The 26,130-nt window shown below is 69.3% G+C and carries 18 protein-coding genes; 1 reads left to right on the top strand and 17 read right to left on the bottom strand.

The annotated features are described in order from the left end of the window. Positions 1 to 84 precede the first annotated feature (84 nt). The 6 genes from gatB to AC5RUP_RS12800 all read right to left on the bottom strand — a co-directional run bounded on the left by gatB (position 85) and on the right by AC5RUP_RS12800 (position 10,331). A complete protein-coding gene (gene gatB, locus AC5RUP_RS12825) occupies positions 85 to 1,596 on the bottom strand; it encodes an Asp-tRNA(Asn)/Glu-tRNA(Gln) amidotransferase subunit GatB (protein WP_494133311.1) in 1,512 nt (503 codons plus the stop codon). Further along, positions 1,597 to 3,099, bottom strand: a complete 1,503-nt coding sequence (gatA, locus tag AC5RUP_RS12820) for an Asp-tRNA(Asn)/Glu-tRNA(Gln) amidotransferase subunit GatA (RefSeq protein ID WP_494153953.1) — start codon at positions 3,097 to 3,099, stop codon at positions 1,597 to 1,599. Positions 3,100 to 3,108: 9 nt separating this feature from the next. Beyond that, positions 3,109 to 3,405 carry an Asp-tRNA(Asn)/Glu-tRNA(Gln) amidotransferase subunit GatC gene (gatC, locus tag AC5RUP_RS12815; protein WP_494133313.1) on the bottom strand — a complete coding sequence of 99 codons (297 nt, stop codon included), beginning with the start codon at positions 3,403 to 3,405 and terminating at the stop codon, positions 3,109 to 3,111. 83 nt (positions 3,406 to 3,488) lie between these two features. After that, entirely contained in the window at positions 3,489 to 6,617 is a 3,129-nt protein-coding gene (locus AC5RUP_RS12810) for an efflux RND transporter permease subunit (protein ID WP_494153952.1), read from the bottom strand. A gap of 1 nt (position 6,618) precedes the next feature. Then, the gene (locus AC5RUP_RS12805) at positions 6,619 to 7,068 is read right to left on the bottom strand and encodes a hypothetical protein (protein WP_494153951.1); all 450 of its coding nucleotides are present in this window, start codon (positions 7,066 to 7,068) and stop codon (positions 6,619 to 6,621) included. Next, complete coding sequence (locus AC5RUP_RS12800; protein WP_494153950.1) at positions 7,065 to 10,331, bottom strand: efflux RND transporter permease subunit; 3,267 nt, start codon at positions 10,329 to 10,331, stop codon at positions 7,065 to 7,067. The genes AC5RUP_RS12805 and AC5RUP_RS12800 overlap by 4 nt, the downstream gene beginning before the upstream one ends. Before the next feature lie 340 nt (positions 10,332 to 10,671). On the opposite strand from AC5RUP_RS12800, the gene AC5RUP_RS12795 reads away from it, so the two are divergent. After that, on the top strand, positions 10,672 to 11,817 hold the full coding sequence (locus tag AC5RUP_RS12795) for a metallophosphoesterase (protein WP_494158616.1): 1,146 nt from the start codon (positions 10,672 to 10,674) through the stop codon (positions 11,815 to 11,817). Positions 11,818 to 11,852: 35 nt separating this feature from the next. Here AC5RUP_RS12795 and AC5RUP_RS12790 read toward each other — a convergent pair whose 3' ends face one another. The 11 genes from AC5RUP_RS12790 to AC5RUP_RS12740 form a co-directional block, all read right to left on the bottom strand. Then, a complete protein-coding gene (locus AC5RUP_RS12790) occupies positions 11,853 to 12,350 on the bottom strand; it encodes a GNAT family N-acetyltransferase (RefSeq protein WP_494128316.1) in 498 nt (165 codons plus the stop codon). A 94-nt stretch (positions 12,351 to 12,444) separates the two neighbouring features. Further along, complete coding sequence (locus tag AC5RUP_RS12785; protein WP_494158615.1) at positions 12,445 to 13,194, bottom strand: hypothetical protein; 750 nt, start codon at positions 13,192 to 13,194, stop codon at positions 12,445 to 12,447. Positions 13,195 to 13,401: 207 nt separating this feature from the next. Further along, entirely contained in the window at positions 13,402 to 13,911 is a 510-nt protein-coding gene (locus AC5RUP_RS12780) for a DUF2087 domain-containing protein (RefSeq protein ID WP_494154730.1), read from the bottom strand. Beyond that, complete coding sequence (gene ligA, locus AC5RUP_RS12775; protein WP_494154731.1) at positions 13,908 to 16,082, bottom strand: NAD-dependent DNA ligase LigA; 2,175 nt, start codon at positions 16,080 to 16,082, stop codon at positions 13,908 to 13,910. The genes AC5RUP_RS12780 and ligA overlap by 4 nt, the downstream gene beginning before the upstream one ends. A 75-nt stretch (positions 16,083 to 16,157) precedes the next feature. Further along, positions 16,158 to 16,859 (bottom strand): hypothetical protein, encoded by a 702-nt coding sequence (locus AC5RUP_RS12770; RefSeq protein ID WP_494133321.1) that lies wholly within the window; start codon positions 16,857 to 16,859, stop codon positions 16,158 to 16,160. 90 nt (positions 16,860 to 16,949) lie between these two features. Further along, on the bottom strand, positions 16,950 to 18,521 hold the full coding sequence (locus AC5RUP_RS12765; protein WP_494158614.1) for a serine/threonine-protein kinase: 1,572 nt from the start codon (positions 18,519 to 18,521) through the stop codon (positions 16,950 to 16,952). Then, positions 18,518 to 20,218 carry an FHA domain-containing protein gene (locus AC5RUP_RS12760; RefSeq protein WP_494158613.1) on the bottom strand — a complete coding sequence of 567 codons (1,701 nt, stop codon included), beginning with the start codon at positions 20,216 to 20,218 and terminating at the stop codon, positions 18,518 to 18,520. The genes AC5RUP_RS12765 and AC5RUP_RS12760 overlap by 4 nt, the downstream gene beginning before the upstream one ends. After that, positions 20,218 to 21,054: a PP2C family protein-serine/threonine phosphatase gene (locus AC5RUP_RS12755; protein ID WP_494155210.1), complete on the bottom strand. Its 837-nt coding sequence runs from the start codon at positions 21,052 to 21,054 to the stop codon at positions 20,218 to 20,220. Before AC5RUP_RS12755 ends, AC5RUP_RS12760 begins: the two co-directional genes overlap by 1 nt. Next, positions 21,051 to 22,247 (bottom strand): RDD family protein, encoded by a 1,197-nt coding sequence (locus AC5RUP_RS12750; RefSeq protein WP_494158612.1) that lies wholly within the window; start codon positions 22,245 to 22,247, stop codon positions 21,051 to 21,053. The genes AC5RUP_RS12755 and AC5RUP_RS12750 overlap by 4 nt, the downstream gene beginning before the upstream one ends. After that, positions 22,232 to 24,760: a DUF4129 domain-containing transglutaminase family protein gene (locus AC5RUP_RS12745; RefSeq protein ID WP_494158611.1), complete on the bottom strand. Its 2,529-nt coding sequence runs from the start codon at positions 24,758 to 24,760 to the stop codon at positions 22,232 to 22,234. Before AC5RUP_RS12745 ends, AC5RUP_RS12750 begins: the two co-directional genes overlap by 16 nt. Then, positions 24,757 to 26,109: a DUF58 domain-containing protein gene (locus AC5RUP_RS12740; RefSeq protein WP_494154838.1), complete on the bottom strand. Its 1,353-nt coding sequence runs from the start codon at positions 26,107 to 26,109 to the stop codon at positions 24,757 to 24,759. Before AC5RUP_RS12740 ends, AC5RUP_RS12745 begins: the two co-directional genes overlap by 4 nt. Positions 26,110 to 26,130: the final 21 nt, after the last annotated feature.

Raw genomic sequence — 26,130 nt, 5'->3', positions numbered from 1 at the left:
CGGTGGGGCCGTGCGCCGCGGAACCGGGCCGATATCGGCCCCGGCAAGGCGCGACGCATTACCGCTCATCATGCGCTCCACCGGCTAACCCTGAACGCCGAGACGTTCAAAGATCAGCTCGCGCACCCGACCGGCGTCGGCCTGCCCGCGGGTGGCCTTCATGACCCCGCCCACGATGGCGCCGGCGGCCTGGACCTTGCCGCCGCGGATCTTCTCGGCCACCTCGGGCTGGGCGGCCAGCGCTGCATCGATGGCTTCCAGCAGGGCAGAATCGTCCGACACCACGGCCAGGCCGCGCTTCTCCACGACCTCCTCGGGCGTGCCCTCCCCGGCGAGCACGCCGTCGAGCACCTGGCGGGCCAGCTTGTCGTTGATCTTGCCGGCCTGCACCAGGCGGTCCAGCTCGACCACGGTCAGCGCGCTCACGCCCAGTTCCGAAGGTTCGAGTTCGGCTTCCTTGGCGCGACGGGAGATTTCGCCCATCCACCACTTGCGGGCCACGGCGGCGGAGGCTCCGGCGGCGATGGTTTCCTCGATCGATTCCATCACGCCGGCGTTGACCACGTCGCGGAATTCGGCGTCGGAGTAGCCCCATTCGGCCTTCAGCCGCTTGTGCCGTTCGGCCGGCGGTTCGGGCAGCCGGGAACGCAGTTCTTCGATCCACTCTTCGGTGGTGACCACGGGGACCAGGTCCGGTTCCGGGAAGTAGCGGTAGTCATCGGCGTCGGACTTGGGGCGGCCCGCGGTCGTGGAGCGGGTGTCCTCGTGCCAGTGGCGGGTCTCCTGGACCACTTTCTGGCCGGCGTCCAGGACCGCCGCGTGGCGCTGGATCTCGAAGCGGACGGCACGTTCGACCGCACGCAGCGAGTTCACGTTCTTGGTCTCGGAGCGGGTGCCGAACTGCTCCGCGCCCTTGGGCATCAAAGACACGTTCGCGTCGCAGCGGACGTTGCCCCGTTCCATCCGTGCGTCGGAGACGCCCAGGTTCTTGACGATCTCGCGGACGGCGGCCACGTAGGCGCGGGCCAGTTCCGGAGCGCGGGAGCCGGCTCCGACGATCGGCTTGGTGACGATCTCCACCAGCGGAACGCCAGCGCGGTTGTAGTCCACCAGCGAGTACTCGGCGCCCTGGATCCGGCCGGTGGCGCCGCCCATGTGGGTGAGCTTGCCCGCGTCCTCCTCCATGTGCGCGCGTTCGATCTCCACCCGGAACACTTCGCCGTCTTCCAGTTCGATGTCCAGGTAGCCGTCGTAGCAGATCGGGTCTTCGTACTGGGAGGTCTGGAAATTCTTCGGGGTGTCCGGGTAGAAGTAATTCTTCCGGGCGAAGAAGCAGGACTCGGCGATCTTGCAGTTGAGCGCGAGCCCAATCAGGATCGAGTACTCCACCGCCGCCTTGTTCACCACCGGCAGGACGCCGGGCAGGCCCAGGTCCACCGGCGACACGTTCGTATTCGGCACATCGCCGAACGCGTTCGGAGCGGCGGAGAACATCTTGGTCTTCGTGTTCAGCTCAACGTGGACCTCAAAACCGAGGACCGGGTCGTACTTCGCCATCGCCTCTTCGAAGGAGACCAGCTCTTGTGTTGCAGCCATTTACTTTATACCTCCGAGGACAGGAGCCTGGGCCAGCAGGGGGCCGCCCCACTGGGCTTCCAGCAGGTTTTCAAGACCGGCGCCGGCGCGGTACAGCCGGGCATCTTCGCGGGCGGGGGCCAGGAACTGGATGCCCACCGGCAGTCCGTCGGCCAGGCCGCCCGGCACGGATATGCCGGGCACCCCGGCGAGGTTCGCCGGAATGGTGGCCACGTCGTTCAGGTACATCGCCATTGGATCGTCCAGCTTCTCGCCCAGCTTGAACGCGGCCGTCGGCGCGGTGGGAGAGACCAGCACGTCGACGGTTTCGAACGCCGCGTCAAAGTCGCGCTGCACCAGCGTGCGGACCTTCTGCGCCGAACCGTAGTAGGCGTCGTAGTAGCCGGCGGACAGCGCGTATGTGCCCAGGATGATGCGGCGCTTGACCTCGTCGCCAAAGCCGGCTGCGCGCGTCGCCCCCATCACGCGCTCGATCGTCATCGGGCCCTCGGCCGGCAGCACGCGATGCCCGTAGCGGACGCCGTCGAACTTGGCCAGGTTGGAGGAGACCTCCGAGGGCATGATCAGGTAGTAGGCGCCCAGCGCGTACTTGAAGTTCGGGCAGGAGACTTCCACCACCTCCGCGCCGGCCCCGCGCAGCAGTTCCAGGGCCTCGTCGAAGCGGGCCTGGACGCCGGCCGCATAGCCTTCGCCCTGCAGCTCCTTGATCACGCCGATGCGCATGCCCCGCACGTCCCCGTTCCGGGCGGCCTCGACCAGCGCACCCACCGGGTCGGTGAGCGAGGTGGAGTCGGCCGGGTCGTGTCCGCCGATGACCTCATGCAGCAGGGCGGCGTCCAGGACAGTGCGCGTTACCGGTCCGATTTGGTCCAGCGAAGACGCCATCGCGATCGCGCCGTAGCGGGACACTCCGCCATAGGTCGGCTTGACGCCCACCGAACCGGTCACCGCGGCCGGCTGCCGGATGGACCCGCCGGTGTCGGTGCCCAGCGCCAGCGGTGCCTCGAAGGCCGACACGGCAGCGGCGGAGCCGCCGCCGGAGCCGCCGGGGATCCGGTCGAGGTCCCACGGGTTGCGGGTGGGGCCGTAGGCGGAGTGTTCGCTGGAGGAACCCATGGCGAATTCGTCCAGGTTGGTCTTGCCCAGCATCGGCATGCGCGCCGCACGGATTTTCTTGACCACGGTGGCGTCGTACGGGCTCATCCAGCCCTCGAGGATCTTCGAGCCGGCGGTGGTGGGCTGGCCCACGGTGACGATCAGGTCCTTGATCGCGATCGGGACGCCCGCCAAGGCATGCAGCTCTTCGCCGGCGGCGCGGGCTTTGTCCACATCCGCCGCCACCGCGAGCGCCTCGTCGGTGTTCACGTGCAGGAACGCGTTAATGTCGCCGTCGACCTCGGCGATGCGGTCCAGATGCGCCTGGGTGACCTCCACCGAGGACACCTCCGAGGCGGTCAGCATCTCGGCCAGTTTGGCCGCGCTGTGGGTAATCAGTTCGCTCATGGCTGCGTCTTACTCCTCGTCCAGGATCGCCGGAACTTTGAACCGGCCGTCGGCCTGGTCCGGGGCGTTGGCCAGGGCAAGTTCCTGGCTCAGCGTCTCCCCTACCACGTCCTCGCGGAACACGTTGTGCAGCGGGATCGGGTGCGAGGTCGCCGGAACATCGGGGCTGGCAACTTCCTGGACGGACTTGATCGAATCGACAATGACGTCGAGTTCGCCGGCCATCTTGTCCAGTTCTTCGGCGGTCATCTCAATGTGGGCCAGCCGCGCCAAATGCGCCACCGCCGCACGATTGATCTCAGACATGAGTCTCCTACGCGGATGGAATGCTTTTCCTTTTCAGTCTACCGGCGCAGGAGGGTCGGGATTCGCCAGGGAATACCGGGCGCCTATCCCACGGGGACAGCCTCGGCTTCCCGGTGTCCGGCCTTGGGCTTGGCGAACCGCAGGTACAGCGAGGGGACCACGAAGAGATTCAGCAGCGTGGACGTGACCAGCCCGCCGAGGATAACCAGCGCCATGGGATGCTCGATCTCGTGGCCGGGAATGCTGCCCATCACCACCAGGGGCACGAGCGCCAATCCGGTGGCGAGCGTGGTCATCAAAATCGGCGAGAGCCGTTCGCCCGCGCCGCGCAGCACCAGCGCCGGACCGAAGGTTTCCCCCTCGAACTTTTCCAGGTGCTGGCAGTGGTTGACCAGCAGGATGCTGTTGCGCGCGGCTATGCCCATCACGGTCAGGAAGCCGACGATGGATCCGAGGGAGAGCACCCCGCCGCCCAGGAAGGCCGCGAACACGCCGCCCACCAGCGCAATCGGCAGGGTCAGCATGATCAACGTTGCCAGGCGCCAGCTGCCAAAGGACACCTGCAGCAGCAGATAGATGACGGCGAGCGCCGCGACCGCGAGGGTCATCAGCAGCTGGGTGGCTTCCTGCCGTTCTTCGTACTCTCCGAGGATTTCGGCATGGAATCCGGGCGGCAGTTCGATCTCGGCGAGCCCGGCCTCCATCGCGGCAACCACCGAGGCCAGCGCCCCGTCCTCGACGTTGGCCTCAATGTCGATGCGCCGGGAGTTGTCGTCACGTTCGATGACGTTCGGCGTGGGCCGCAGGCTGACGTCGGCGACATCCGCCAGCCTGATGCTGTCGCCGCTCGGCGTGTCGATGGGCAGGTTTCTGATGCTGGTCACGTCGGAACGGATTTCCTCCGGGCTCCAGACCTGCACGTCGTAGGCTTTCCCGCCCCGGTAGACGTCGCCGACCTCTTCGCCCGCCACCAGCGTTGCCGCGGCGCGCCGGACGTCGCCGGGTTTCAGCCCGTAGCGCTGCGCCGTCTCCAGGTCGACGGTCACTTCGAGTTGCGGCACGTCCACCTGCAACGACACGTGCTCGTCGATCGCGCCGTCGGTGGCCAGGAATATCTCGTTGATTTCCTCGGCCTTCTCCCGCAGCATGTCCAGGTCATCGCCGTAGAGCCGCACCACCACCGCGTTGCTCGAACCGGTCAGCACCTCGCGGATCCGTTCCTTCAGATAGGTCTGCACGTCGCGGTGGATGCCGGGGTAGCCTTCCACGACCTCCTGGACCGCGGCCAGGGTCTTGTCGTAGTCCACCGCCGGATCGACGCTGATCCAGTTCTCGCCGAAGTTCACCCCGACCACCTCGTCGGCGGCAAACGCCTGTCCGATGTGGGCGCCGCAGTTGCGCACGCCCTCGATCTCCAGCAGCTCGGCGCAGGCGCGCTGGCTGATCCGGTACTCCTCCTCCACCGAGGTGCCGGGCTGCGTGACCCAGTGCATCAGGAAGTCCCGCTCTTTGAAGTCGGGCAGCAGCGACTGCCCCAGGAACGGCGCCATCACCGCCCCGGCCGCCGCGATGGCTCCGACGACCACGTAACTCGGACGCGGGCGCCGGACGAAGCGCTTGAGGATGGCGTGGTAGCCGCGTTTGAGCACCCGTACCAGCGGAGGCTCGCGCGACTCCAACGGCACGTTGCGCATCAGGATCAAGGCCAGCGCCGGGGTGACCGTCAGGGCGACCAGCATCGAGGCGAGCACGGCCAGCGTGTAGGAGATGGCCAGCGGCCGGAAGAACGCACCGGTAAGCCCTTCGAGGAAGAAGATGGGGATGGCCGCCACGATGATGATCAACGTCGCATAGACGATCGGCCCGCGGACCTCGAGGGAAGCGTCCAGCACCACCCGCATGGTCGACCTGCTGCCGCCTTCGGCGCGGTGCTGGCGCAGCCGCCGGATGATGTTCTCGATGTCGATGATGGCATCGTCGACCACCACGCCCACGGCAATGACCAGCCCCGCAAGGACCATCGTGTTGACCGAACCGCCGCTAAGGTAGAGCACCAGGGCGGCGGTCACGAGCGAGAGCGGAATCGCGACGATGCTGATCAGCGCGGTGCGCCACTGGAACAGGAAGGCACCGAGGACCATCATCACCAGCACGGTTCCGAGCAGCAGCGCCACCGTCAGGTTGTCCAGCGATTCTTCAATGAAGCTGGCGGGCCGGAAGATTTCCGTATCGATCTCGATGCCGCTCAGGCCCGGCTCCATCGTCTTCAGCGCCGCCTCCACCCCTTTGGTGACCTCCAGCGTGTTGCCCCAGGGCAGTTTCTCCACGATGAGCATGAGCCCGTCGCCCTGGTTGATCACGGCGTCCCCGATGAGCGGCTGGTGGTCCTCCACCACGCGGGCAACATCGCCGAGGCGCAGCGGATCGCCGTCGCGCTCGTCAATGGTCACCTGGGCCAGGGCTTCCGGCGTCGTAATTGGCAGCACGTGTTGGATACCGAGCCGCTGGTTGGGCGTGCCGATATAGCCGCCGGTGCCGATCACCGCGCCGGGGGAATACTGGAGCAGCCCCGCGTCCAACGCGTCGGCGGTGACCGTCATCACCTGGTTCAGCGACACCCCCTCGGCCCGCATTTTCTCGGGTTCGGCCTGCACCTGCAGCATTTGCAGGCGCTCGCCCCAGATGGCCACGTTCGCGACGCCGGGCACGCGGAGCAGGTGGGCGCGGATCTTCCAGTAGCTGATCATCGACATCTCGATCAGCGAGCGCTCGTCCGAGGTCAAACCGATCTTCATGACGCGGCTGGTCGACGACAACGGTTGCAGCATGACCGGCGGCGATGCCCAGGTGGGCAGGGTCGGAGTGGTGTTGGCGATCCGCTCCGATACCAACTGCCGGGCGGTCAACAGGTCCGTGTCCGGTTCGAAGATCAGCACGATGGAGGACAGCTGGGAGACGGATTTCGAGCGCAGGTCGTCCAGGCCCTCGACGCCGTTCAGCGCCTCTTCCAGCGGGACGGTGACAAGCTCTTCCACCTCGGAGGCGGTCAGGCCGATGCAGATGGTCTGGATTTCGACTTTCGGCGGCGCGAACTCGGGGAAGACATCCACCGAGGCGGTACTCAGGCTGACGCCGCCGAACAGCATGATTCCGACGGCGATGGCCACCACCACAGACCGGAATTTGAGGCTGAAGGCGACGATCCGGCGCATGTCAGTGGGCCGTATCGAACTCGGCGCCGAAGAGTTCGGCAGCACCGAGGGTGACTACGTCGGTGCCGGGCTCCGGGCCGTCGGTCAGGTGCACGACCTCGCCCTCGATCCGGTCCACCTCGACGGGCGCCCGGACGAAGACCAGGGGTTCGGGGTTGGTGTAAACCCAGGTCTCCCCCGCAGGATCGTAAATCAGCGCGCTGTAGGGGATTTCCAAGTCGCTCCCGGTCCCGGCGGCCACCGGTTCGGTGGTCAGGTCGAGCCGTTCCACCGCTTGCTCGGTGAGGGTGAGCCGGTTCAGCTCGGAGCCGGGAATCGCCTCCTTGACGGCGGCCTCGATGCCTTGGGGTTCCATCTCCGGGCCGGCTGCCGCGCAGCCGGACAACACAATGGCTGCCGCGGCCAGTGCTGCGGCCAGCGCGCCGTGGTGTCCATGACGTTGGCCAGTCATGACATTTCCTGCCTCCGTTGCAGTACAGATTCGTGCATATTGACCAGGGAGTTCGACCAGTCGGGGCGGCCGGAAGAACCGAGGGCGAGGACCAAAACCGGCAGGACCCACAGCACCAGCAGTGCGGTGGTGACAAGGCCGCCCCAGAGCACCACTGCCAGGGGCAGGAGGGTGACGGCTCCGACGGTTCCGCCCAGGGCGACCAAGGGCACCAGGGCCAGGGCAGCGATCCCCGCGGCCAGCAGCATCGGCAGCAACCGGTCGCCGACGGCCTGGCGCATCAGTTCGACCGGTCGACGGGACGGGTCGCCGCTCTGCAGGGTCTGGAAATGCCCCACCAGCTGCAACGCTTCCCGGACGGCAAAGCCGAGCACGGCCGCGAGCCCCATCAACGCGTACAGCGAGCCATCGCCGCCGGTGAGCAGGGTCGCGAGCACCCCGCCGGAAAGCGCGACCGGCAGCGCCAGCAGAACCAGTCCGGCGAGCCGCCAGCTGCCGAGCACGGTTTGCAGCAGGATCAGGATGCCGACGGCAGCAGCGGCCGCGAGCCACCAAATCACCCGGGCTGAAACCTGCTGTTCTTCGTACTGCGGCGGGATTTCCGCGTGGTATTCGACCGGGAATTCCATCTCGGCGATCGCTGCGCGGATGTCCGACTGGACGTCGCCCAGGCTCCGCCCCTCAATATCGGCGAGCACGTCGATGCGGCGCGAGGTGTCGTCGTGATGAATGACCGTCTGGTTCGGGCTGATGCGCACGTCGGCTACGTCCCCGAGCTGCACGCTGCCGCCATCGGGAGTATCGATGGACAGCTCGCGGACGCTGGTGAGGCTGCCGCGGGTCGCTTCGTCGCCCTTGACGATCACCTGGAAAACCTTCTGCTGCTCGAAGATGAACCCGACCTCGATTCCCTGCAGGATGGCAGCGGCGGCGCGGCGCACGTCACCGGGTTTGATGCCCACCCGTTCGGCCGCGTCCAGGTTGACCTCGATCTCCGCGATCGGCTGCTCCACCGCAATGTCGAGCCGCGGATCGGCCACACCGTCGATGCCGGCCATGACCTGTCGGAGCTCCTCGGCCTTCTCCCGCAGGATGGGCAGCTCTATTCCGTAGACGCGTACCTGGAAGCCCTGCTCGTTGGCCTGCCGCACCCGGTCGACCTGGCCTTCCGGATAGGTCAGCACGCGGTTCGCCAGCCCGGGATAGCCGTCGACGATTCCCTGTACGTCCGCTTTGACCCGGTCGAAGCTCGCGCCGTCCTCGAGGGTCACCCAGATCTCGCTGGAACTGACGTTCGCCTCGGTATCCGACGTGATGGCCCTCCCGACATGCCCGCCGACGGCCGCGACGCCGTCGAGCGTCCTGAGTTCGTCGCTGGCCCTCGCCGTAATACGGTTCATCTCTGTATTGGCGGTGCCGGGAGCGGCGTCCCACTGAATCAGCAGGGTGCGGTCCGGCACGGAAGCCACCATGGGGTTGCCGGCAGAGAGGAGCGGGATCGCAGCCAGGGCAGCGATCCCGAGGACGGCGACGACGCCGGCTGCCAGCCAGCGCCGCCCCTCGGCGGCGGAGGCGAGCAGGTGGTCGAGCCTGCGCCGGACCTTCTGCGCGGCGGCGGGAACCGGCCGCGTCTTCTCCCGGGCGGGCACCAGAATGCTGGCCAGTGCGGGCGTGACCGTGTGCGCCACGAGGAACCCCACGGCGACGGCCAGCAGGTAGGACAGGATGAGTGGCCTCAGCAACGCGCCGTCGACCCCCCGGACAAACAAGGCAGGGGCCAGCGCGAGCAAGGTCGCCAGGGCCGCGAAGATCATGGGCATTCTCGACCGCCGCAGGGCCCGGGCCAGCAGGCTTTCCCCGCCGTCGGCCGCCGTTGCCTCCGCTAATTGCGGATTCCCGCGGTAGCCGGGCGGGGTGTCTCCCGCCGCTTCCTGCGCCGTGTGCGGTGCCGCGCCCGGCGCAAGGGTGCGCGCGGGCACGCCGGTGTCCTTGTGCCGGACGCTGTGCAGATCGGCGATGACGTCGCCCACGCCGACGACCAGCGCCAGCACGATGCCGGCGAACGCCATGGTGTTCAGCACGGCTCCCTGCCACTGCAGTATGAGCGCCGCAGCCACGGCCGACAGGACGATGGCCGTAAGCCCGATGAGGGCGTACCGCCAGGACCGGAAGGCAAGGCCGATGCCGATGGTCACCACGAGCAGGCCGATGAGCAGCGCCAGCCCCAACTGGTTCGCCGCCGACTCCAAATAGCTTGCGGGGCGGAAGATCGTGGAATCCACCTCGATGCCGGGCAACCCGGGACGAAGCTCGTCCAGTGCCTCCTCGAGGTGTCTGGTGACGTCGACGACGTCTGCGTCCGGAAATTTCTCGACGACCAGGATGAGTCCCGGGGCGTCTCCGGTGACCGCGTCACCGATCAGCGGCTGGTGATCCTCCCTCAGGTCTGCCACATCGGAGAGCTGGAGCGGTTTGTCGCCGGTCCCCTCGACGCTCACCTTGCCCAAGTCCTCGGCATTCTGGATCGGCAGCACGTGCTGGATGCCAATGCGCTGGTTGGCCGACTCCAGGAACCCGCCGGTGCCCGGGGTCGAGGCTTCCAGGAAGCTCAGCGGGGAGACCCAGACCGCGTTTCCCGTGGTCTCGATCACTTGGTTCAGCGTCACGTCCTGCGCGCGGAGGCGCTCCGGATCCACATGGACCTGCAGCTGTTGTTCACGCTGGCCCCAGATGGACACGTTGGCTACCCCGGGGACGCCCATCAGCACGGGCTTGATGTTCCAGCGGGCCAGCACCGACATGTCGATGACCGACTGCTCCGCCGAACTCAACTGGACCATCATGACCCGGCTGTTCGACGACAGCGGCTGCATCAGCACAGGGGCCGTGGAGACGTTCGGCAGCGCGAAGGCCTGCGTCAACCGCTCCGCCACCAACTGCCTGGCCCGCAGGATATCGGTGCCGGGTTCGAAGATCATCTCGATGGAGGACAGGCCCGGGACCGAGACCGAACGGATCTCGTCCAGCCACGCCACGCCGTTGAGCAGGTCCGCCTCCATCGGAGACGTGATCAGCTGTTCGACTTCTACGGCGGACAGGCCCAGCGCCTCGGTCTGGATTTCCACATGGGGCGGGGCGAATTCGGGGAGGTTGTCCACCGGCATCGACGGCAGGGTCACCAGTCCCAACCCGATAATGCCCGCCGCGGCAGCCAAAACCAGCAACCGAAATTTAAGCGTCCAACGAACCAGGAAGCCGGACATAAAAACGCCCCCAACGGCGCAGAGCGTTTGCGGGCCACTGCCCGTAACCGCTCGCTCATGATGCTTTGTGCGGGCGCTCGGTCCGCACGGTAGGAGCTCGGCCTGTCCCGGCGTAGCTCCGGTCCCCCATCGAGGCGTTGGCCGCCTGGCGTGTTCCCCAACGGATCACTCAAGATGCTGTCCTCAGTGTGGCACAAACGGCCAGCGGGCGACAAGGAAATTTGCGAAGCAGTTTGACCGCCCTTACGCCGGGCACCTAGAATGTGGCACCCGCGAACGCCTGGCCGGGCCGTCGGACTCCCGGCGGGCTGCCGGAGTCCTTCGCGGCGAGGAGGCCCCCATGCGTCCGGCCCGGCTGGCTGCTATAGCCCTGACCGCGCTGCTGCTGCCGTGCTGCAGCAGCGCGGGGCAAGGCTCCCCGGCCCCGGCGCCGCACGCCTCGGCGGGCCCGACGGCTCCCATGACCTCCTCCAGCCCGCCGGCCGCCCCGCCGGCACTGTCGCCGCCTGCCTCGAACGCGGCCGGCACGGCGGCCCCCGCGCCCCGGGCAGGCGGCAACTCCGCGGCAAGCGTGAAATTCGCCGCGGCCGGGGACTTCGGCTTCGACGAAGGTGCCGCGCAGGTGCTGGAAGCGATGGCGGGCAGGGATCCCCTGTTCGGATTGGCGCTCGGCGACCTGTCTTACGGGCTGCCGGGCACGGAATCGGGGTGGTGCAGTTTCGTCACCGGCCACCTGGGGCCGGATATCCCCCTGCAACTCGTCGCCGGAAACCACGAAAGCAATGGCCGGAACGGTTCGATCGACGAATTCGCCCGCTGCCTTCCTCCCCGCCTGCCCGGTGTCCAAGGCACCTACGGGCGCCAATGGTTCGTGGACATCCCGCAGCGGGATCCGTTGCTGCGGCTGATACTGATTTCGCCGGGTTTGGAGTTTCCCGAATCCGGCCGATGGGACTACGTTCCGGGCTCCGGGCAGTACCGGTGGACGGCCGCCGCCATAGACTCGGCCCGCGCGGCGGACATCCCGTGGGTCGTGGTCGGCTCCCACAAGCCCTGCCACTCGGCGGCCCGCTACGACTGCGATCCCGGCCCCGCCGTGACCGATCTGCTGCTGGACAAAAACGTGGACCTGGTGCTGCACGGCCACGAACACCTCTACCAGCGGACACACCAACTCGCCCTGGGCCCGGACTGCCCGTCGCTGCTGCCCGCGCAAAGCAATGATGCCTGCATTTCCGACACCGACGCGGACTTCGAGTCCGGTGCCGGCACGGTCTTCGCGACGGTCGGCACCGGCGGGCAACCGCTGCGCGACATCAACGGCTCCGACGCCGAGGCGCCCTACTTCGCCGCCTACTCCGGCGCAAACGCCGAGCCCACGCACGGGTTCGTGGAGATCGAGGTGACCGCGGACTCCCTGAAGGCCACGTTTGTGGGCGCCGGCGGCGCCAACTTCACCGATTCGTTTTCCCTCAGCAAACCCTGAGCACGCGTTGCCTGCAGCGTCCGTCCCTGCGGCTGCTAGAGGCGTTTCACGAAGACCAGCAGCCGGATGTCGGTCCCCGGTACCGGCCAGTCGCGCTCCGGCACCCGGTCGAATCCCAGCGATTCATACAGCCGGTGCGCCGCGGTCCAGTCGCTGCCGGTGGTCAGGCTCACGGCGTTGATGCCCGGCAGCGTGCGCGCGTACTCCACGATGGCGTCCACGAGGGCCCGGCCGACGCCGGAGCGCTGCAGCCCCGGATCCACGGCCAGCATCCGGAACTCCAGTTCGCCCTCCCGGGCGATGTCCGCATACTCCCCGCCGGCCTGGGCCAGCGTGACCGCCCCGGCCACCTTGCCGCCCCGCTCGGCCACCCAGATCTCGGCATGCCGGGCCCGGTGCGCCACGTCGGAAACGTGCACCAGATACGGGTGGTCGGCTGCCGGGAAGTGTCCCGCGGCCAGGTACGCCTCGCGCGTCAGGCGCTCCACGTCGTCGAAATCGGTAGCGGTGGCAGGGCGGATGGTGATCTGCATGTGCTTGGGCGGTGTCCTTGCGGGTAGTGAAAGTACGACGTCGGGGCTTGCCTGACCAGTTTCCCGCACCACGGGCGGTGCGCGCCAATACGGTTCAGGCCGGGCCGCCGGCCTGCCGTCCCGCCGACGGCCCGGCCACCGGAGGGGGCACGGGCGGGAGCAATTCCGGATTGACCCGCCGCTGCAGGGCGGCGACCGCCTCGGCCGGCAGGGCCAACAGGCCGTCGAGCTCCTTGCGGGCGCGCGCGTAGGCGAGCTGCCGCTCGGCAGGCGTTGCCGCCCTATCCACCGCGATGGTCAGCAGCCGGCGCGCGGTGTTCAGCCGCAGCCGTTCGGGGCCGCTGAAGTGCTGGTCCTGAATGCGGCGGGCCTCGCGTTCGGCGATGTCGAAGGCGACCTCGTAGGCCCGCACGGCCTCGCGGTATTCGCGCAGCCGCTCGTCGGTGGCAACTTCCGCAGCGGTGACCGGCCGCAGCCCGTCCGCGGTCCGTTTGGCGCGCAGGAACGCCACCGTGAGCGGCTCGCGGACATCGGACATCATGGGAAAATCGATCAGCTTGGCCACGTCCAGCTCGTAGTCCAGCCAGCGCGCGTTGACCGCATCATGGTCGGCCATCACCGCCGCGGTGTCGCGGAGCCGCTGCTGTTCGGCAGCGGCGGCGGCACGCAGCCGGTCGGCCTCGCGCCGGGCGGCCTCCGAGCGTGCGCTTTCGTGGCGCCGGCCCCCGCGGTTCCAGCCCTGGCCGCGCCGGGTGCGCTTGGCACGCTGTCCCATACCGGAGACCACGGCGAAACCCACCCAGATGAACCACCAGGGGAAACCATCAGCAAAGAATTCGTTCATGGCTCACCTCGCACCTCCATCGTCCCATGGCGGGTGATGCCAGTCACGATGGTTTCACGAGGCCGCAAGAGTATGGTCGGTCCCCGCGTGGTGATGCCGGTATCATCTCCCCATCGAAACCGGCCGAAAACGTCGAGACCGCTGTAAATCGTCGAAACCGGCCGGTTAAAATTCGCGCCTTCAGCCGGTCGCGCCGCGTTCCCGCTGCTACTGCTGCCCGGGGCTGTTGGTGCGGCGGTGGCCGACCCGGTAGTCGCTGCCGTCCGGCTCGCGGTCCAGGAAGCCGTCATCGACCAGGGCACGGCGGAGCATCGGCACATCGGAGGTGAACGCGGCCAACCGGGCGTTCAGGTCCTTCTCAGCCATGACCTCGCCTCCGGCGATGACGCGGTCGCGGATGTAACCCAGCAGTTCCAGCCGGTCCGAGGCGCGGGACGGCAGCACCACCAGCCCGCCGGTGAGGAACCTTTCCGGCCCGGCCGGCCCGGGTTTCCGTGCCGCGGCCAGCGCGGCCTTGAAGACGCCCGGCTCGACGGCGAGGGCACCGCCGTCGTCCGTCACCAGGCCGGAGGCAACCAGCTTCTGCCGTTCCTTGGCGGTCATCTCCGGCTGTTGGCCCAGCACCAGGGCGGCATAGAGCCCGCGCAGGCGCTGGCTGGCCAGGGCGGAGAGCAGCTGCTGCCAGCTGGCGCCGGGCCCTGGCCGCTCCCCCGTCATGCCGTGCCGGTTTCCAGCAGCCGGCGGAAACCGTCCTCGTCCAGCACGGTCAGGCCCAGGGACTCGGCCTTGTCCAGCTTGGTCCCCGCGTTTTCGCCGGCCACCACATAGCTGGTGTTCTTCGAGACGGAACCCGAGGCCTTGCCGCCGCGGATGATGATCGCTTCCTTGGCCTCGTCACGGCTGAAGTTCGGCAGCGTACCCGTCACGACCACGGTCAGCCCCTCCAGCGTGCGGGGCATGCTCTTGTCCACCTCGTCGGCCATCCGCACGCCGGCGGCCGCCCAGGCATCGACAATCCCGGCATGCCAGTCCTCGGCGAACCACTCCTTCAGCGCCGCCGCGATGGTGGGACCGACGCCGTCGACGTGCGCCAGCTGGTCCTCGCTGGCGGCCCGGATGGCGTCCATCGACCCGAAGGCCGTGGCCAGGGCGCGGGACGCGGTGGGACCCACATGCCGGATGGACAAAGCCACCAGGACGCGCCAGAGCGGCTGGGTCTTGGCCTTCTCCAACTCCTCGAAGAGCTTCCTGGTGTTGGCCGTGGGAACCGAAGGCTTCTTGGCGGTGCCCTTGGTATAGAAGTAGGGCACCAGCTCGGTCTCGCCGGTGGGCACCCCCTTGTTCTTCTTCTCGCGCCGGATCCGCACGTCGGCCAGGTCCTCGGGCCTGAGGCTGAAGATCCCGGCCTCGTTGGTGAGCGGAGGCTGTTCGGGTTCGGCCGGCCGGGTCAGCGCGAACGCCGCCTCGTAGCCCAGCGCTTCGATGTCGAAGGCGCCGCGGCCGGCCAAATGGGCCACCCGCTCGGTCAGCTGCGCCGGGCAGGACTTGGCATTCGGGCAGCGCAGGTCGACGTCGCCCTCCTTGCCGGGAGCCAGCGGGGTGCCGCACGAGGGGCAGTCGGTGGGCATCACGAACTCGCGCACCGGCGGATCCTGCGCCTCCCGCAGCGCCAGCACCGGGCCCACGATCTCCGGAATGACGTCGCCGGCCTTGCGCAGCACCACGACGTCGCCGATCTTCACGCCCTTGGCCTTGACCACGTCCTGGTTGTGCAGCGTGGCCATCTCCACCGTGGAACCGGCCACCTTCACCGGTTCCATCACCCCGTATGGCGTCACCCGGCCGGTGCGGCCCACGTTCACCCGGATGTCCAGGAGCTTGGTGTGGACCTCTTCCGGCGGATACTTATAGGCCACGGACCAGCGCGGCACCCGCGAGGTGTGGCCCAGCGCGCGCTGCAGGCCGAAGTCGTCCACCTTGACCACGATGCCGTCGATCTCGTGCAGCAGGTCGTGGCGGTGCTCGCCATAGTGCTCGATGAACTCCAGGACCTCTTCGTAGCTGTCCACCACCTTGAAGTAGGGGCTGGTGGGCAGCCCCCAGTCCTGGAGCAAGGCGTAGGTGTCCGATTGGCTCTCGGCGTCGAGCCCTTCGCGGGCGCCGATCCCATGGACGAACATATGCAGCGGCCGTTCGGCCGTCACCTTCGGGTCCTTCTGCCGCAGCGAGCCGGCCGCCGAGTTCCGCGGGTTGGCAAACGGCGCCTTGCCCGCCTCCACCATCCGCTCGTTCAGCGCCAGGAACTCCTTGGTGGGGATGAAGATTTCGCCGCGGATCTCCACCTCGGTCGGGATGTTGCTGCCGGAGAGCCGGCGCGGGATGTCCGCGATGGTCAGGGCGTTGTGGGTGATGTCCTCGCCGGTCGTGCCGTCCCCGCGGGTTGCGGCGCGGATGAGTTCACCGTTGCGGTAGAGCAGGTTGACGGCCAGGCCGTCGATCTTCACTTCACTGAGCCAGCGCAGTTTCCTGCCGTTGCCCAGGTTGGCCACCGACGCCGTGGCGCGGTCCACCCAGGCCTTGAGCTCGTCCAGCGAAAAGACGTCCTCCAGCGAGTACATCCGCTGCAGGTGTTCCACCGGGGCGAAGGCGGCCGACACCTCGCCGCCGACTTCCTGCGTGGGCGAGTCGTTGGCCACCAACTCCGGGTGCAGCGCCTCGATCTCTTCCAGCCGCCGGTACAGCGCGTCGAATTCGGCGTCCGAAACCAGCGGGGCGTCCTCGTTGTAGTACGCGTAGCGGTACTTGCGGACGTCCTCGGTCAGCTGCTCGTATTCTTCCCGGATCTCGTTGCTCGGGATTTCGCTGGCGGGTGTTTCGACTGTGCTCACCTGACTATCTTGCCCGAGAAGCCCGGTTCAGGCGACGACGGCGGAGCCCGCGTGCCCCGCCGGGCCGGCGGCCGCTCAGTCTTCGGCGTCCGGCCGTTCGTCGAGCAGCGGCAGGTCCGCCGCGGTGACCAGGTGGGAGGTGACGGCGTGTTCGACCAGCCGCGCACGCCGGTTGGTGGCAAGCTTTCCGCCGCCGCCGCGCAGTCCGGCGACGCCCACCCGGTCCAGTTTGTCGCAGACATTGTCAAGCTTGCGGTTGAACTTGGTCAGGGGCCAGCCCAGCCTGGCCGCCGCCTGCGCGGACGACGGGATCGAGCTGAGCCCGGTCCCGTCACGCTTGAGCATCGGCTCGGCCAGGGCCAGGATCAGGGCCTTTTGCGACGCGGTGAACACCACCGGGCCGATGGTGGTCTCGCCGACCGCGTCCGTGTCCCGGTGTTCCTGGCGGAACGACGGCGTTTTCACATGGACCGACAACTCATAGGTCGTGGGGCCGGCCGTGAAAACGATGTTGGTCTGGCTGAAGACCATAGGGATTCGCGCTCCCGGCGCCAGCCATGCCTGCATGCCCCCGGTGGAATCGGCGATGGTCGCGGAGATCAGGGAACCGACGTTGGCCAGCCACCAGATGCCGTCGTAGTGGGCGATCTGCAGGAACTTGCGGTGCAGGTAGGGGTTGTCGTCGATCTCCAGGTCGCCTTCGCGCCCAATGGTGAACACGTCGTCGTTCGTGGCTTCGTACCATTCGCCGCAGAACTCAATGCTCACATCCGCCACCGCTATCCCCCTTGTCTGCGCCGACCACCAGGGGTCAGCGCGTGATTTATCGTTCCAAACCTACCCGCAAAAGCCACCCAGTCCGGGCAGCTACTGATCCGCGCAACCGCGGACCGGATCCGAGGCCCGGCCATTGGCCCGCACCACCACCACTTCGATGCAGGTGCGGTCGTTCTGCGCCAGCGGCACGGACGCCTCGGGTTCGCCGGTGCGCTCGGGCTCGCCCCGGCCCAACGCGGTAACGGGCGTCCAGATGAACAGGTCGCCGTCCCGCGGGTCCGGATTGGTCCAACTGAAGACCGCCTCGCCGCCCTCGACCCGGCCGGCCAGGTCCTCGGGCGGCACCACGTTGCCGGACAGGCCCTCCAGGGCATTCGCCGGGGGCCGGCTGACGGGAGCCTCGGCCACCGCAGCTTCGGAGGGGGGCCGGTTGAGCACGGCAGCGGCGCCGGCGAGCACGGCCGCCGCCGCGACAGCCCCCGCCACCCAAGCCCAGGGGCGGCGCCGCGCAGCGCCGTCCGGTTCCGCCGCCACATCCCGTTCGGAGTCCCGCAGCACGGTGGAGCCGTCCGGGTCCGGCCCCGGGGGCCGCCCCTCGGCGCCGCCGGGCAGCCACGGCCCGGGAGCGCTGCCTGCTGCCGGCGGCGGGTCCCCGGGCAGCCGCCCGGTGCGTTCGGGAAAGGCAAAACCGGGCGCCATCGGTACCGTGCCGGCGGCCGGGTCGATGGAGACAATCCCCCGGACGCGCGTCGCCTCGCCGTCGTCGCCGCCGTCCGCTTCAGCCGGCCGCGCTTCCTCCAGCACCTCGAACGGCGTCACCGAGAGGTTCAATTCCGCCTGGACCCGCTGCAGGGACAGCGCGAAGGCATAGGCGGAGGTGAACCGCGACCCCGGCGATTTGGCCATCGCCGTCGCCAGGGCCAGTTGCAATGACGCGGGCACATCGGCACGGTGCAGCGGCGGCAGCGGCGCATGGGCAATGCGGTCCATCAGGTCCCGCTGGGAGTTGTTTCCGCCGGGCTGGATGAACGGGGACCGGCCGGCCAGCAGGGTGTAGATCGTGGCGCCCAGGGACCAAATGTCGCTGCGGGCACCGTTGCCGGCATCGCCCCGGAATGCTTCCGGCGGCGACCACGGGATGGACATGCCGGTGTCGCCATCCCCGCCGTCGGTGCTCGAGGAAATGCCGAAGTCGGTCAGGGCCGGCCGGTTGTAATCGGTGACCAGGATGTTGGCGGGTTTGATGTCGCGGTGCGCGATTCCCGCCCGGTGCGCGGTTTCCACGGCCGAGGCCACCTGGATTCCGAGGGCCAGCACTTCGTCGACCCCCAGCGGGCCGCTGCGGTACCGGACGTCCAAGCTGGGACGCGAGCAGTACTCCATCGCCAGGTAGGAATGTCCGTCGGCGGTGAGATTGGCCTCGTATATCGTGACGATGAACGGATGCGTGGACAGTTGCGCCATGAGGTTCGCTTCGGATTCGAAGCGGCGTCGGGCGTCCTCGGTCTTCAGCCCGGACAGCAGTACCTTGACCGCAACCCGGCGCCTGGGCCGATCCTGTTCGTATAAGTAGACATCGGAGAATCCGCCGGAGCCGAGCAGCCTGACGTAGCGGTACCCGTCGATGGCGGGCGGCGGTGCGGGCGGGCGCTTCACGCTCACGGCAGGTCCTCAAAGCGCAGGGAGATGCCGTCGCCCAGGTCCGCGATGTCGCCGTCCAGCAGCATGACCGCTTCGCCGTGGCCCAGCCGCCGGGGCGCCTGCTGGCCGCGCAGGAGCAAGGTCCCGTTGGTGGAGTTCAGGTCGGCAAGGATGACGTGCCACCCTTCCAGCCGGACTTCCACGTGCGAGCGCGAAATGTCCCCGCTGGCGCTGTGCACCGGCACCAGCCGCGGCATCACCCTGCCCTGGACCCGGTTCGCGGAAGGCTGCCGTCCGACGATCACGGGCCTGTCCAGTTCCACTACTTCGCCGGTGGACAACCGCAGGTGCCCCAGCGCCGGCCGCTGCACCTCCCGGGCCTCGCCGTCCAACGCCCCGCCGCACCCGGAACACGCCGAACTGGTCGGCGGATTGGCGTGGCCGAGTCCGCACATCCGGGCCAGCACCATGGGGGCGGTGCTCGGCGCTGGCGACGGCGTCGCCTCGGGTGCGGGTGCGGCTGGAACCTCGGGCAGGTCGCTGCGCATCAGCGTCTGCCCGTCGTGGTCGCCGCCGTCAGGGTCGCCGCCGTCGGGGTCTCCGCCGCTGTGGTTCCCGCCGTCGAACCCCGCTGGTGGGTTAGCGGCGGCAGGGCCGCGGCCGGCAGCCGCGGCCGGCCCCGAATCCCCCGCCGCTCCCGCGGCCGACGCCGCCGCGGAAGCGGCACGGGCGGACGCAGAGGGCGTCAGCCAGGGAACGGCATCGATCAGGTCCAGCGGCTGTCCGGGCCGCCCGGTCGGGCCAGTCGCCGCGGGCCGTGGCGATGCGCCGGCACCGGCCGGGGCATCGCCGGCACCGGCCGGGGCATGGCCGGCGGCGGCAGGGGGCGGCGGCGGTTGCAGGTTGGCACGCTGCGCGGCGGCGTGGACAACCGTCTGGTCCAGGCCATCGTCTGCCGCCGCGGCGTCCGGATCCGCGGGGGCGCCGGCGGCCCCTGCGGCTGCGGGCACCGGTTCGTCTGCGGGCGCCCCTTCGTCGGCGGCAGCGGCGCCGTCGGACTCATCGTCCGGCAGGTAGAGGCTGGTCATGTCCAGGCTCTCGGCCCACCCGGCGCCGGCGGACTCCGGTCCTGCCGGTTCGGGCTGCGCGGCCGGAACCGGGGCGGCTCCAACGGCCGGAACCGGGGCGGGTGCAGGTGCAGAAACGCCGGCCGTCCGGTCCCTTCGGGCCGGATCGGCTGCGGCCCCTACCCGTGGCTCCCGTCCGGCGGCAAGTGCCGGGCCCATGCGCAGGGCACCCAGCTGGACCGCGCCGGCGCGCAGCGGCAGCCACGGTCCCGGCCGGCCTTCGGCGTGGGAGCCGTTAGGCCCGGCCGCAATGGCCACGCTGCCGGCCGGCAGTCGTCCCTCGGTCCAGCTGGAGACACCGCGTCCGCTCAGTTCCTGCCCGTCCGGATCCGCGGATACCACCACGTCGCCGCGGAGCACCGCGTGGATGCCGCCGGAGCAGGAGACGATGCCGAACTGCGGCATGGCCGACAGGTTGGCGCCGTACCCGGAGACCACGGTTCCGAGCAACGTTTCCAGCGTGGCGCCGGACTCCAGCGCCTGCCATAACTGCTGCACCAGGTCCTCGGGAGCGCCGGGTTCGAGGAGCACCGCCGTGCCGCCGCTGACCAGCCCCAGCCAAGGCCCGGGGCTGTACGTCATGCCCGCCATCAGGCGTCTTCCTCCGCCGCTCCCTGTTTAGGAGCATCCAGCCGGGGCAGCGTCGTCGTATCCTCCTGCCGCGGGGCGGTCGAGGCGTCCTCGGCGTCGCCTGCGGGACCGGCGGCATCAACGACGACCACGGTGATGTTGTCGCGCCCGCCGGAGCGCAGCGCGGCCTGGATCAGCGCATCGACCGCGTCCTGGGGGCCGGACACGGAGGTGAGGATGGCGTAGATGTGGTCGTCGCTGACCTCCGAGGTCAGCCCGTCGGAGCAGATCATGATCCGGTCTCCCGGTTCCACGGGCACCATCCAAAAATCCGGCTGGTTGTCTTCGCCGGTGCCCAGCGCCCGGGTAATGACGTGCCGGCGGGGGTGCACCAGGGCTTCCTGGGCGGTGATTTGTCCGGCCTCGAGCAGTTCCTGCACTTCGGAGTGGTCGACGCTGATCTGGACGAGTGTGCCGTGGCTGAGCCGATAGGTGCGGGAATCGCCAACGTTGAACACGAGCCAATACGGCACGCCGCGTTCGGAAACCAGCGCGGCCCCGGAGACTGTGGTGCCCGCCCGCGATGCAGCCGCCACCCTGATCCGCGCGTCCGCCCGGCCGATCAGCTGTTCCAGCTCGTGCGCGCCGAGTTCGTGGCTGGACACGTAGTCGCGCATCGTCTCCACGCAAATGCGGCTGGCCACTTCGCCCGCCTCGTGTCCGCCCATGCCATCGGCGACCGCGAACAGCGTCCCGTCGGCCAGATAGGCGTCCTCGTTCAGCTGCCGCCGCAACCCGCGGTCGGACCCGGCACCGACAGTGAGCCGGATGGATTCCGCTCCCGACGCCGTACTCATGCCCGTCCGATGATGAAGCTGCGGTCGCCGAACTCGACGGTCGCGCCGGGTTGCGCCGCCACGGGATCCCCGGGGGCCAGCTGACGGCGGATGCCGTCGCCGCCGGTCACCGCGGTCCCGTTGGTGGAGTTGCGGTCCGTCACCCAGACGGTGCCGCCGTCGACCCGCAGCAGCAGATGGGTCTTGGAGACGGAACGTCCCATGTCCGCGAAATCGATCAGTTGGTCAATGACCTCGCCGGCGCCTGCGGCCGGGTTGCGCCCGATCAGGGCCGTTGTTTCAAGTACCACATCGCGCCCGTCGTCGAAGGTAATGGTGAGGGGGCCCGCCGGCGGGGCCACCGTGCGGACCCGGGTCGCCGCGAATTCTTCGTCCGGGTGGTGGTGCACGCCGGTCTCCGCGGCTATCCGCGCCGGAGCCGGGGCGGACGACGGCGGCGCCTCGGGGGTGCCCGGGCGGTCGGCCGCCGGCACAGGACCAGGCGCGGGGGCCAGGTCGGAGCCGGCGCTGGCCGCCGGTGCTTCCGTTGCGGGACCGAATCCCGGGATCGCGGAGATGACGCCGGAGGGCTGCGGAGCCGGTTCAGCGGCGGGCCGGCGCGGGTCTTGTCCGTCCGGTGCCGCGCCGGCAAAGCCGGCGTGGGCGTCCGTACCATCCGGGGCGAAGGCCGCCGGCCCGTAGAGGCCGCCGGTGGTCAGCGGATCGCGGCCCTGTGCCACGTCGAGCACCAGTGTCTTGGCCACCTTGTCGTGCCAGCCCTGCCGCTTGTGGTTGCGGTCCCAGACGTTGGAGACCACCACCACGACAGCGCCCACCGCCAACACCAGTCCGCCCACGGCGATGATCAGCCCGCGCAGGAAGATGGCTCCCCAGCCGGCCGCGTGGCCGTCCTCGTTCGCGGTCCGCAGGCCCAGCAGCACGTTGCCGGGAGTCTTGCCGGTGGTCGCTTCCCAGCCCCAGAGCCAGATGGTGTAGGCCAGCGACAGCACGGTCGCCAGCCCGATCCACAGGAACAGGCCGCCCAGCGACTCCGCGGCCGCGGAGGCGCTGCCCGAGGCCGCGGCCTCCATCACGGCCGGCACGCTGGCAGCGTAGGCGGCCAGCATCAGCACGGCCGGCGGAATCTTGTCGATCAGCCACGCCCCCAGCCGCTTGCCGACCGGGGCGCTGACCAGATTCAGTCTTGCTGCCACGTGCTGCTCCCGCCCTGTTCCGGCCGTCCGGCCTGTGAGTCTACTGTACGGATTCTAGTGGCGGCCGTTGTCCGCCGCCGCGCCAGCCGCCTCTTGGCGTCGGCAACCAGCGACCGCGGCGTGTACTTTGCCCGCTGCCGCCGCCAGAAACCCAGCGAGTCCTTCATCTTCGCCAGCGAGTCGTCCACCTGGTCCCAGTACTGCTGCACCTGCACCTCCGTGGGTTCGGCTGCCCCGAAGATCGCCGCGTCGGCCCGGTGTGCCAGCAGGGTGGTGCCGTCCGCGGTGGCCGGGAACTGCCCTGCCAGCGCGGCCGCGTGCTCGCGCCGGGTGGCGTTGGCGGGGGTGCTCGCTCCCATATCGGTGGCCAGGGAGACCACCTCGCGCCAGCCGCCGCCCACGCGTTGGCTCGGCAGGCCTTCGCTGGCCCGCCGCTTGCGCCGGCGCAGCTTCAGCCAGGCGATCAGCAACAGCGGCAGCAGCAACACCGCCAGCGGGAGGGCGGCCAGGCCCACGGCCGCGAAGAGCCAGCCCCACAGTTCCCAGAACGACTTTTCCTGCTGCTCGGCGTCCTGCGGCTCCGGGGCGGTGTCCGGCGGCAGTTCGGCCGGTTCCTGCGGCGGAGGAGGCGGCTGCAGGACCTGCGGCTTGGGCGTCGACTTCGGCTCCTGCTGCGGCGGCGTCGGCTCGTTGTCCTCGTCCGGCGTCGGATCGAAGGCGACCCAGCCGGCATGCTCAAACGCCACCTCCACCCAGGCGTGCACGTCTTCGCCCTTGATCTGAACTGCTTCCCCGGCGGACCGGCCTTCCTTCGGATCCGGGTAGAAGCCCATCACCACCCGGGCCGGGATGCCCAGGTGCCGGGCCATCAACGCCATGGCGACGGCGTACTGCTCGTCGTCGCCAATCATCTGGTCGGCATCCAGCAACTGGATCATCCGCCCCGCATGGTGGCCGGAGAGGCTGCGGGCTTCGTCTTCCTTGCCGTTGCTGAAGAAGCCGTTCTCGTGCAGGTTCCGTTCCAGTTGGCGCACCTGTTCGATCGGCACCGTCGCTTCGCCGACAAATTCGTTCGCCTTGGCCGCGACGATGTCCGGCACCCTGGCCGGTTTCGGCAGCCGGACGGAGGCGAAGTCATACTGTGCCAGCTGGGCGTCCTCCAGCCGGCCGGGGAACGTGGTCTCCACCGAGTAGCTGTCTCCGGCCAGCAGGTACCGGGTGGTCAGCGCCGTCTTGGAGTCGTCGTTGTAGAACAGCGAGCCGCCCAGCTCGCTCGCCCGCTCCCCCTCGAACGCCATCCCGTCGATGTGCCCGCCGGCGGGAAGCCAGACGCCGCTGTAGTCCCCGATCCGGATGTCGAGCCGCGCGGTGCCGCCGGTCGCCGGGCCGAGCGAACCGGCGTCGCCGACGGGTTTGAAATTGCCCCCGCTTTCGGGGTTGACGTTGTAGACCGTGCCGTCGAAGGTATCCAGCGCCGCCAACCGCACCCGCTGGCCCTCGGGCAGCCCCGCGACGGTGAAGAGCGTCTCCTCGGCCCGGTCCTTCACGTAGCTCCGGAAATCCATCAGCGGGCTCGGATAGTCGTAGAGATTGACCGGGGGAACGACGACGTCGCGCAGCACCTCGCGATCGTCCCGCGCCGTGAGTGCCGGGCCGGCCAGCGCCGTGAGCGCCACCGCCGACGCCAGCATTCCCGCGCCCAGGCCGAGCCTTCGCCGCAGCCCCGCCCGGTGTGCGGCGGGATCGGCCGGCGTTGCGGTGGCCACACCGGCAGAAGCATCCCCCCGGGCCAGGTGGCGGTGCCACGCCAGCCAGGCTGCGGCCACGGCGACCAGCAGGACGCCCCGCAGCACCGGCAGCACCGGGACATCGGTGCCGAACGCGATGCCCAGCAGGAAGAACCCCAGTACCGGCAGCAACGGCCAGTACGGCCCGCGGAGGCGCCACGCCAACGTGCCGGCCAGCAGGGCGGCGACCAGGGCGCCCAGGAACGGCACCACCAGCATCCCGCCCGAGATCCCGACCGGCGGGGCGACGGTGAGGATGTCCTTCCACGCGAAAACGAAACCGGTCAGCACGGTCCGCAGCGAGTCCAGCGACGGCAGGACGCCGCCGATGGCTTCGCCGGGCGCGGCGAAGGTGCTGCCGAGCAGCAGGTAGGCTGCAAGGCCGGCGGTGGCCGTGGACAACAGGCCCATCCGGTAACGGGCGCCGACCAGCGAGAGCAGGAGGCCGACGGCGATGCCGCTGAAACCCGCGGTCAGGTAGCGGCCGTTTCCGCCGAAAACATGATGGAATCCGGCCAGCCCCAGTCCCAGCAGCACCACCAGGACAGCCGCGTCGATGGCCACCTGTCCCGCGGGCCGCGGCAGCCGGGCCGACAGTCCGCCGCCGGCGGGCAGGCGCCGCTTCCGCGGGGTGGCAGGGCCGGCGTCGTTCTGTGCTGCGGCGGCGCGGCGGCGCACCCCGCCGGGCCGCTGCCCCGGAATCGAAGCGTTGGCGTTGCCGCTCATGCGGCGGCCTTCCGCAACACGAGGGCCAGGTCGTCCAGGCTGGACAGGGACAGCACGGACAGGTCGCCGATGGTCGCCCGGGCGACGTGGAGGCCGCCGCCGCAGCGGATGGCGAACGCACGGATGCCGGCCGGCACGGCCGACGATGCCTGGCGCAGCTGCGTGGCGGACACGTGATCACCGACGACCAGGAACATGACGGACGCATTCGGAACCGCGTCGGCGGTACTGCGGGCCAGTTCCACCGCGGTGGAGCGCTGCGGCTTGCCCTCGATCCGGGTCATTTCATCCAGCAGGATGCGGCCGGTTTCGCTGCGCAGCGGGCCCCGCTGGGTCAGGACGCTCAGGTTACGCTCCTCGCGGATGGCCTGCAGACCGATCGAGGCGCCGACGGAGACCGCCAGTTCGAAGTCCTCCTCCGAGCCGTATTCCTCGGTGTTCGTGGAGACCGCGACGGCGAGATGCGCGCGCCGGGTTTCCTCGAACTGGCGCACCATCAGCGAGTTGGTGCGCGCGGTGGTCTTCCAGTGGATGTAGCGGCGGTCGTCGCCGGGGACGTAATCGCGCAGCGCGTGGAAGGAGACGTCGGCGCTGGCCAGTTCCTTGGTGGGCAGGCCCTCGAGGTCGCGGATGAAGCCGGCGGCCGAGCTGCCCAGCGCCGTGGTGCGCGGATGGACGAACAGGTCGGTCGGTTCCGTCCACATCATCTGGCGGCGGAGCAGGCCCAGCGGATCCTGGCGCACCGAACGGACCGGGCCCACCACGATGACGGCGCGGCGCTGCGTCGGGATGGTGAACAAGTCCTCGTGCACTTGTCCGGCCTTCATGCGCGGCAGCTGGAACACGGCGGTGGCCGCTCCGACCGGCAGCTCCAGCGCGGCCGGCAGCAGGGGTTTGTCCGCGGTGTTCGTCACCGCTATGCTCCCCACCGCCTGGTCGCCGACAGCGACCCGGGTGCGCGCCAGGTCCAGTTCCACACCATACGAGGAACGGCCCAACACAAAACCTATCGCCAGCAACAGCAGGAACAGTCCCGTCAGTGCCGCGATCTTGGCTTCCTGCCAGCCGAAGGCCGCCCCGGGCACCAGCAACAGGACCGTGCCGCCGGCCACCACCCAGCCCAGCGGGCTCACCGTTTCCAGCACTGGCCGCAGGTAGCGCTCCGCGGCGCCACGGACCCGCTGCCAGCCCGGCCGCACGTACTGCCCTGCCAGCGAACCGGCCAGGGCGGCCAGCGAGGCCGGATGCAGTTTGCTGCCTTCGTCCGGAGCCACCCGTCGGACGGTTTCGCCGAGGCCGGCGAACCGCTTCGTCTGCTCGATGGCCCGCTTCGTCGTCGTCTCGGTCATGCCGCCGCTTCCGGCCGGAAA

This window comes from Arthrobacter sp. Y3223151 (genome assembly GCF_059091125.1).
This window is presented reverse-complemented; position numbering and strand designations above follow the sequence as displayed.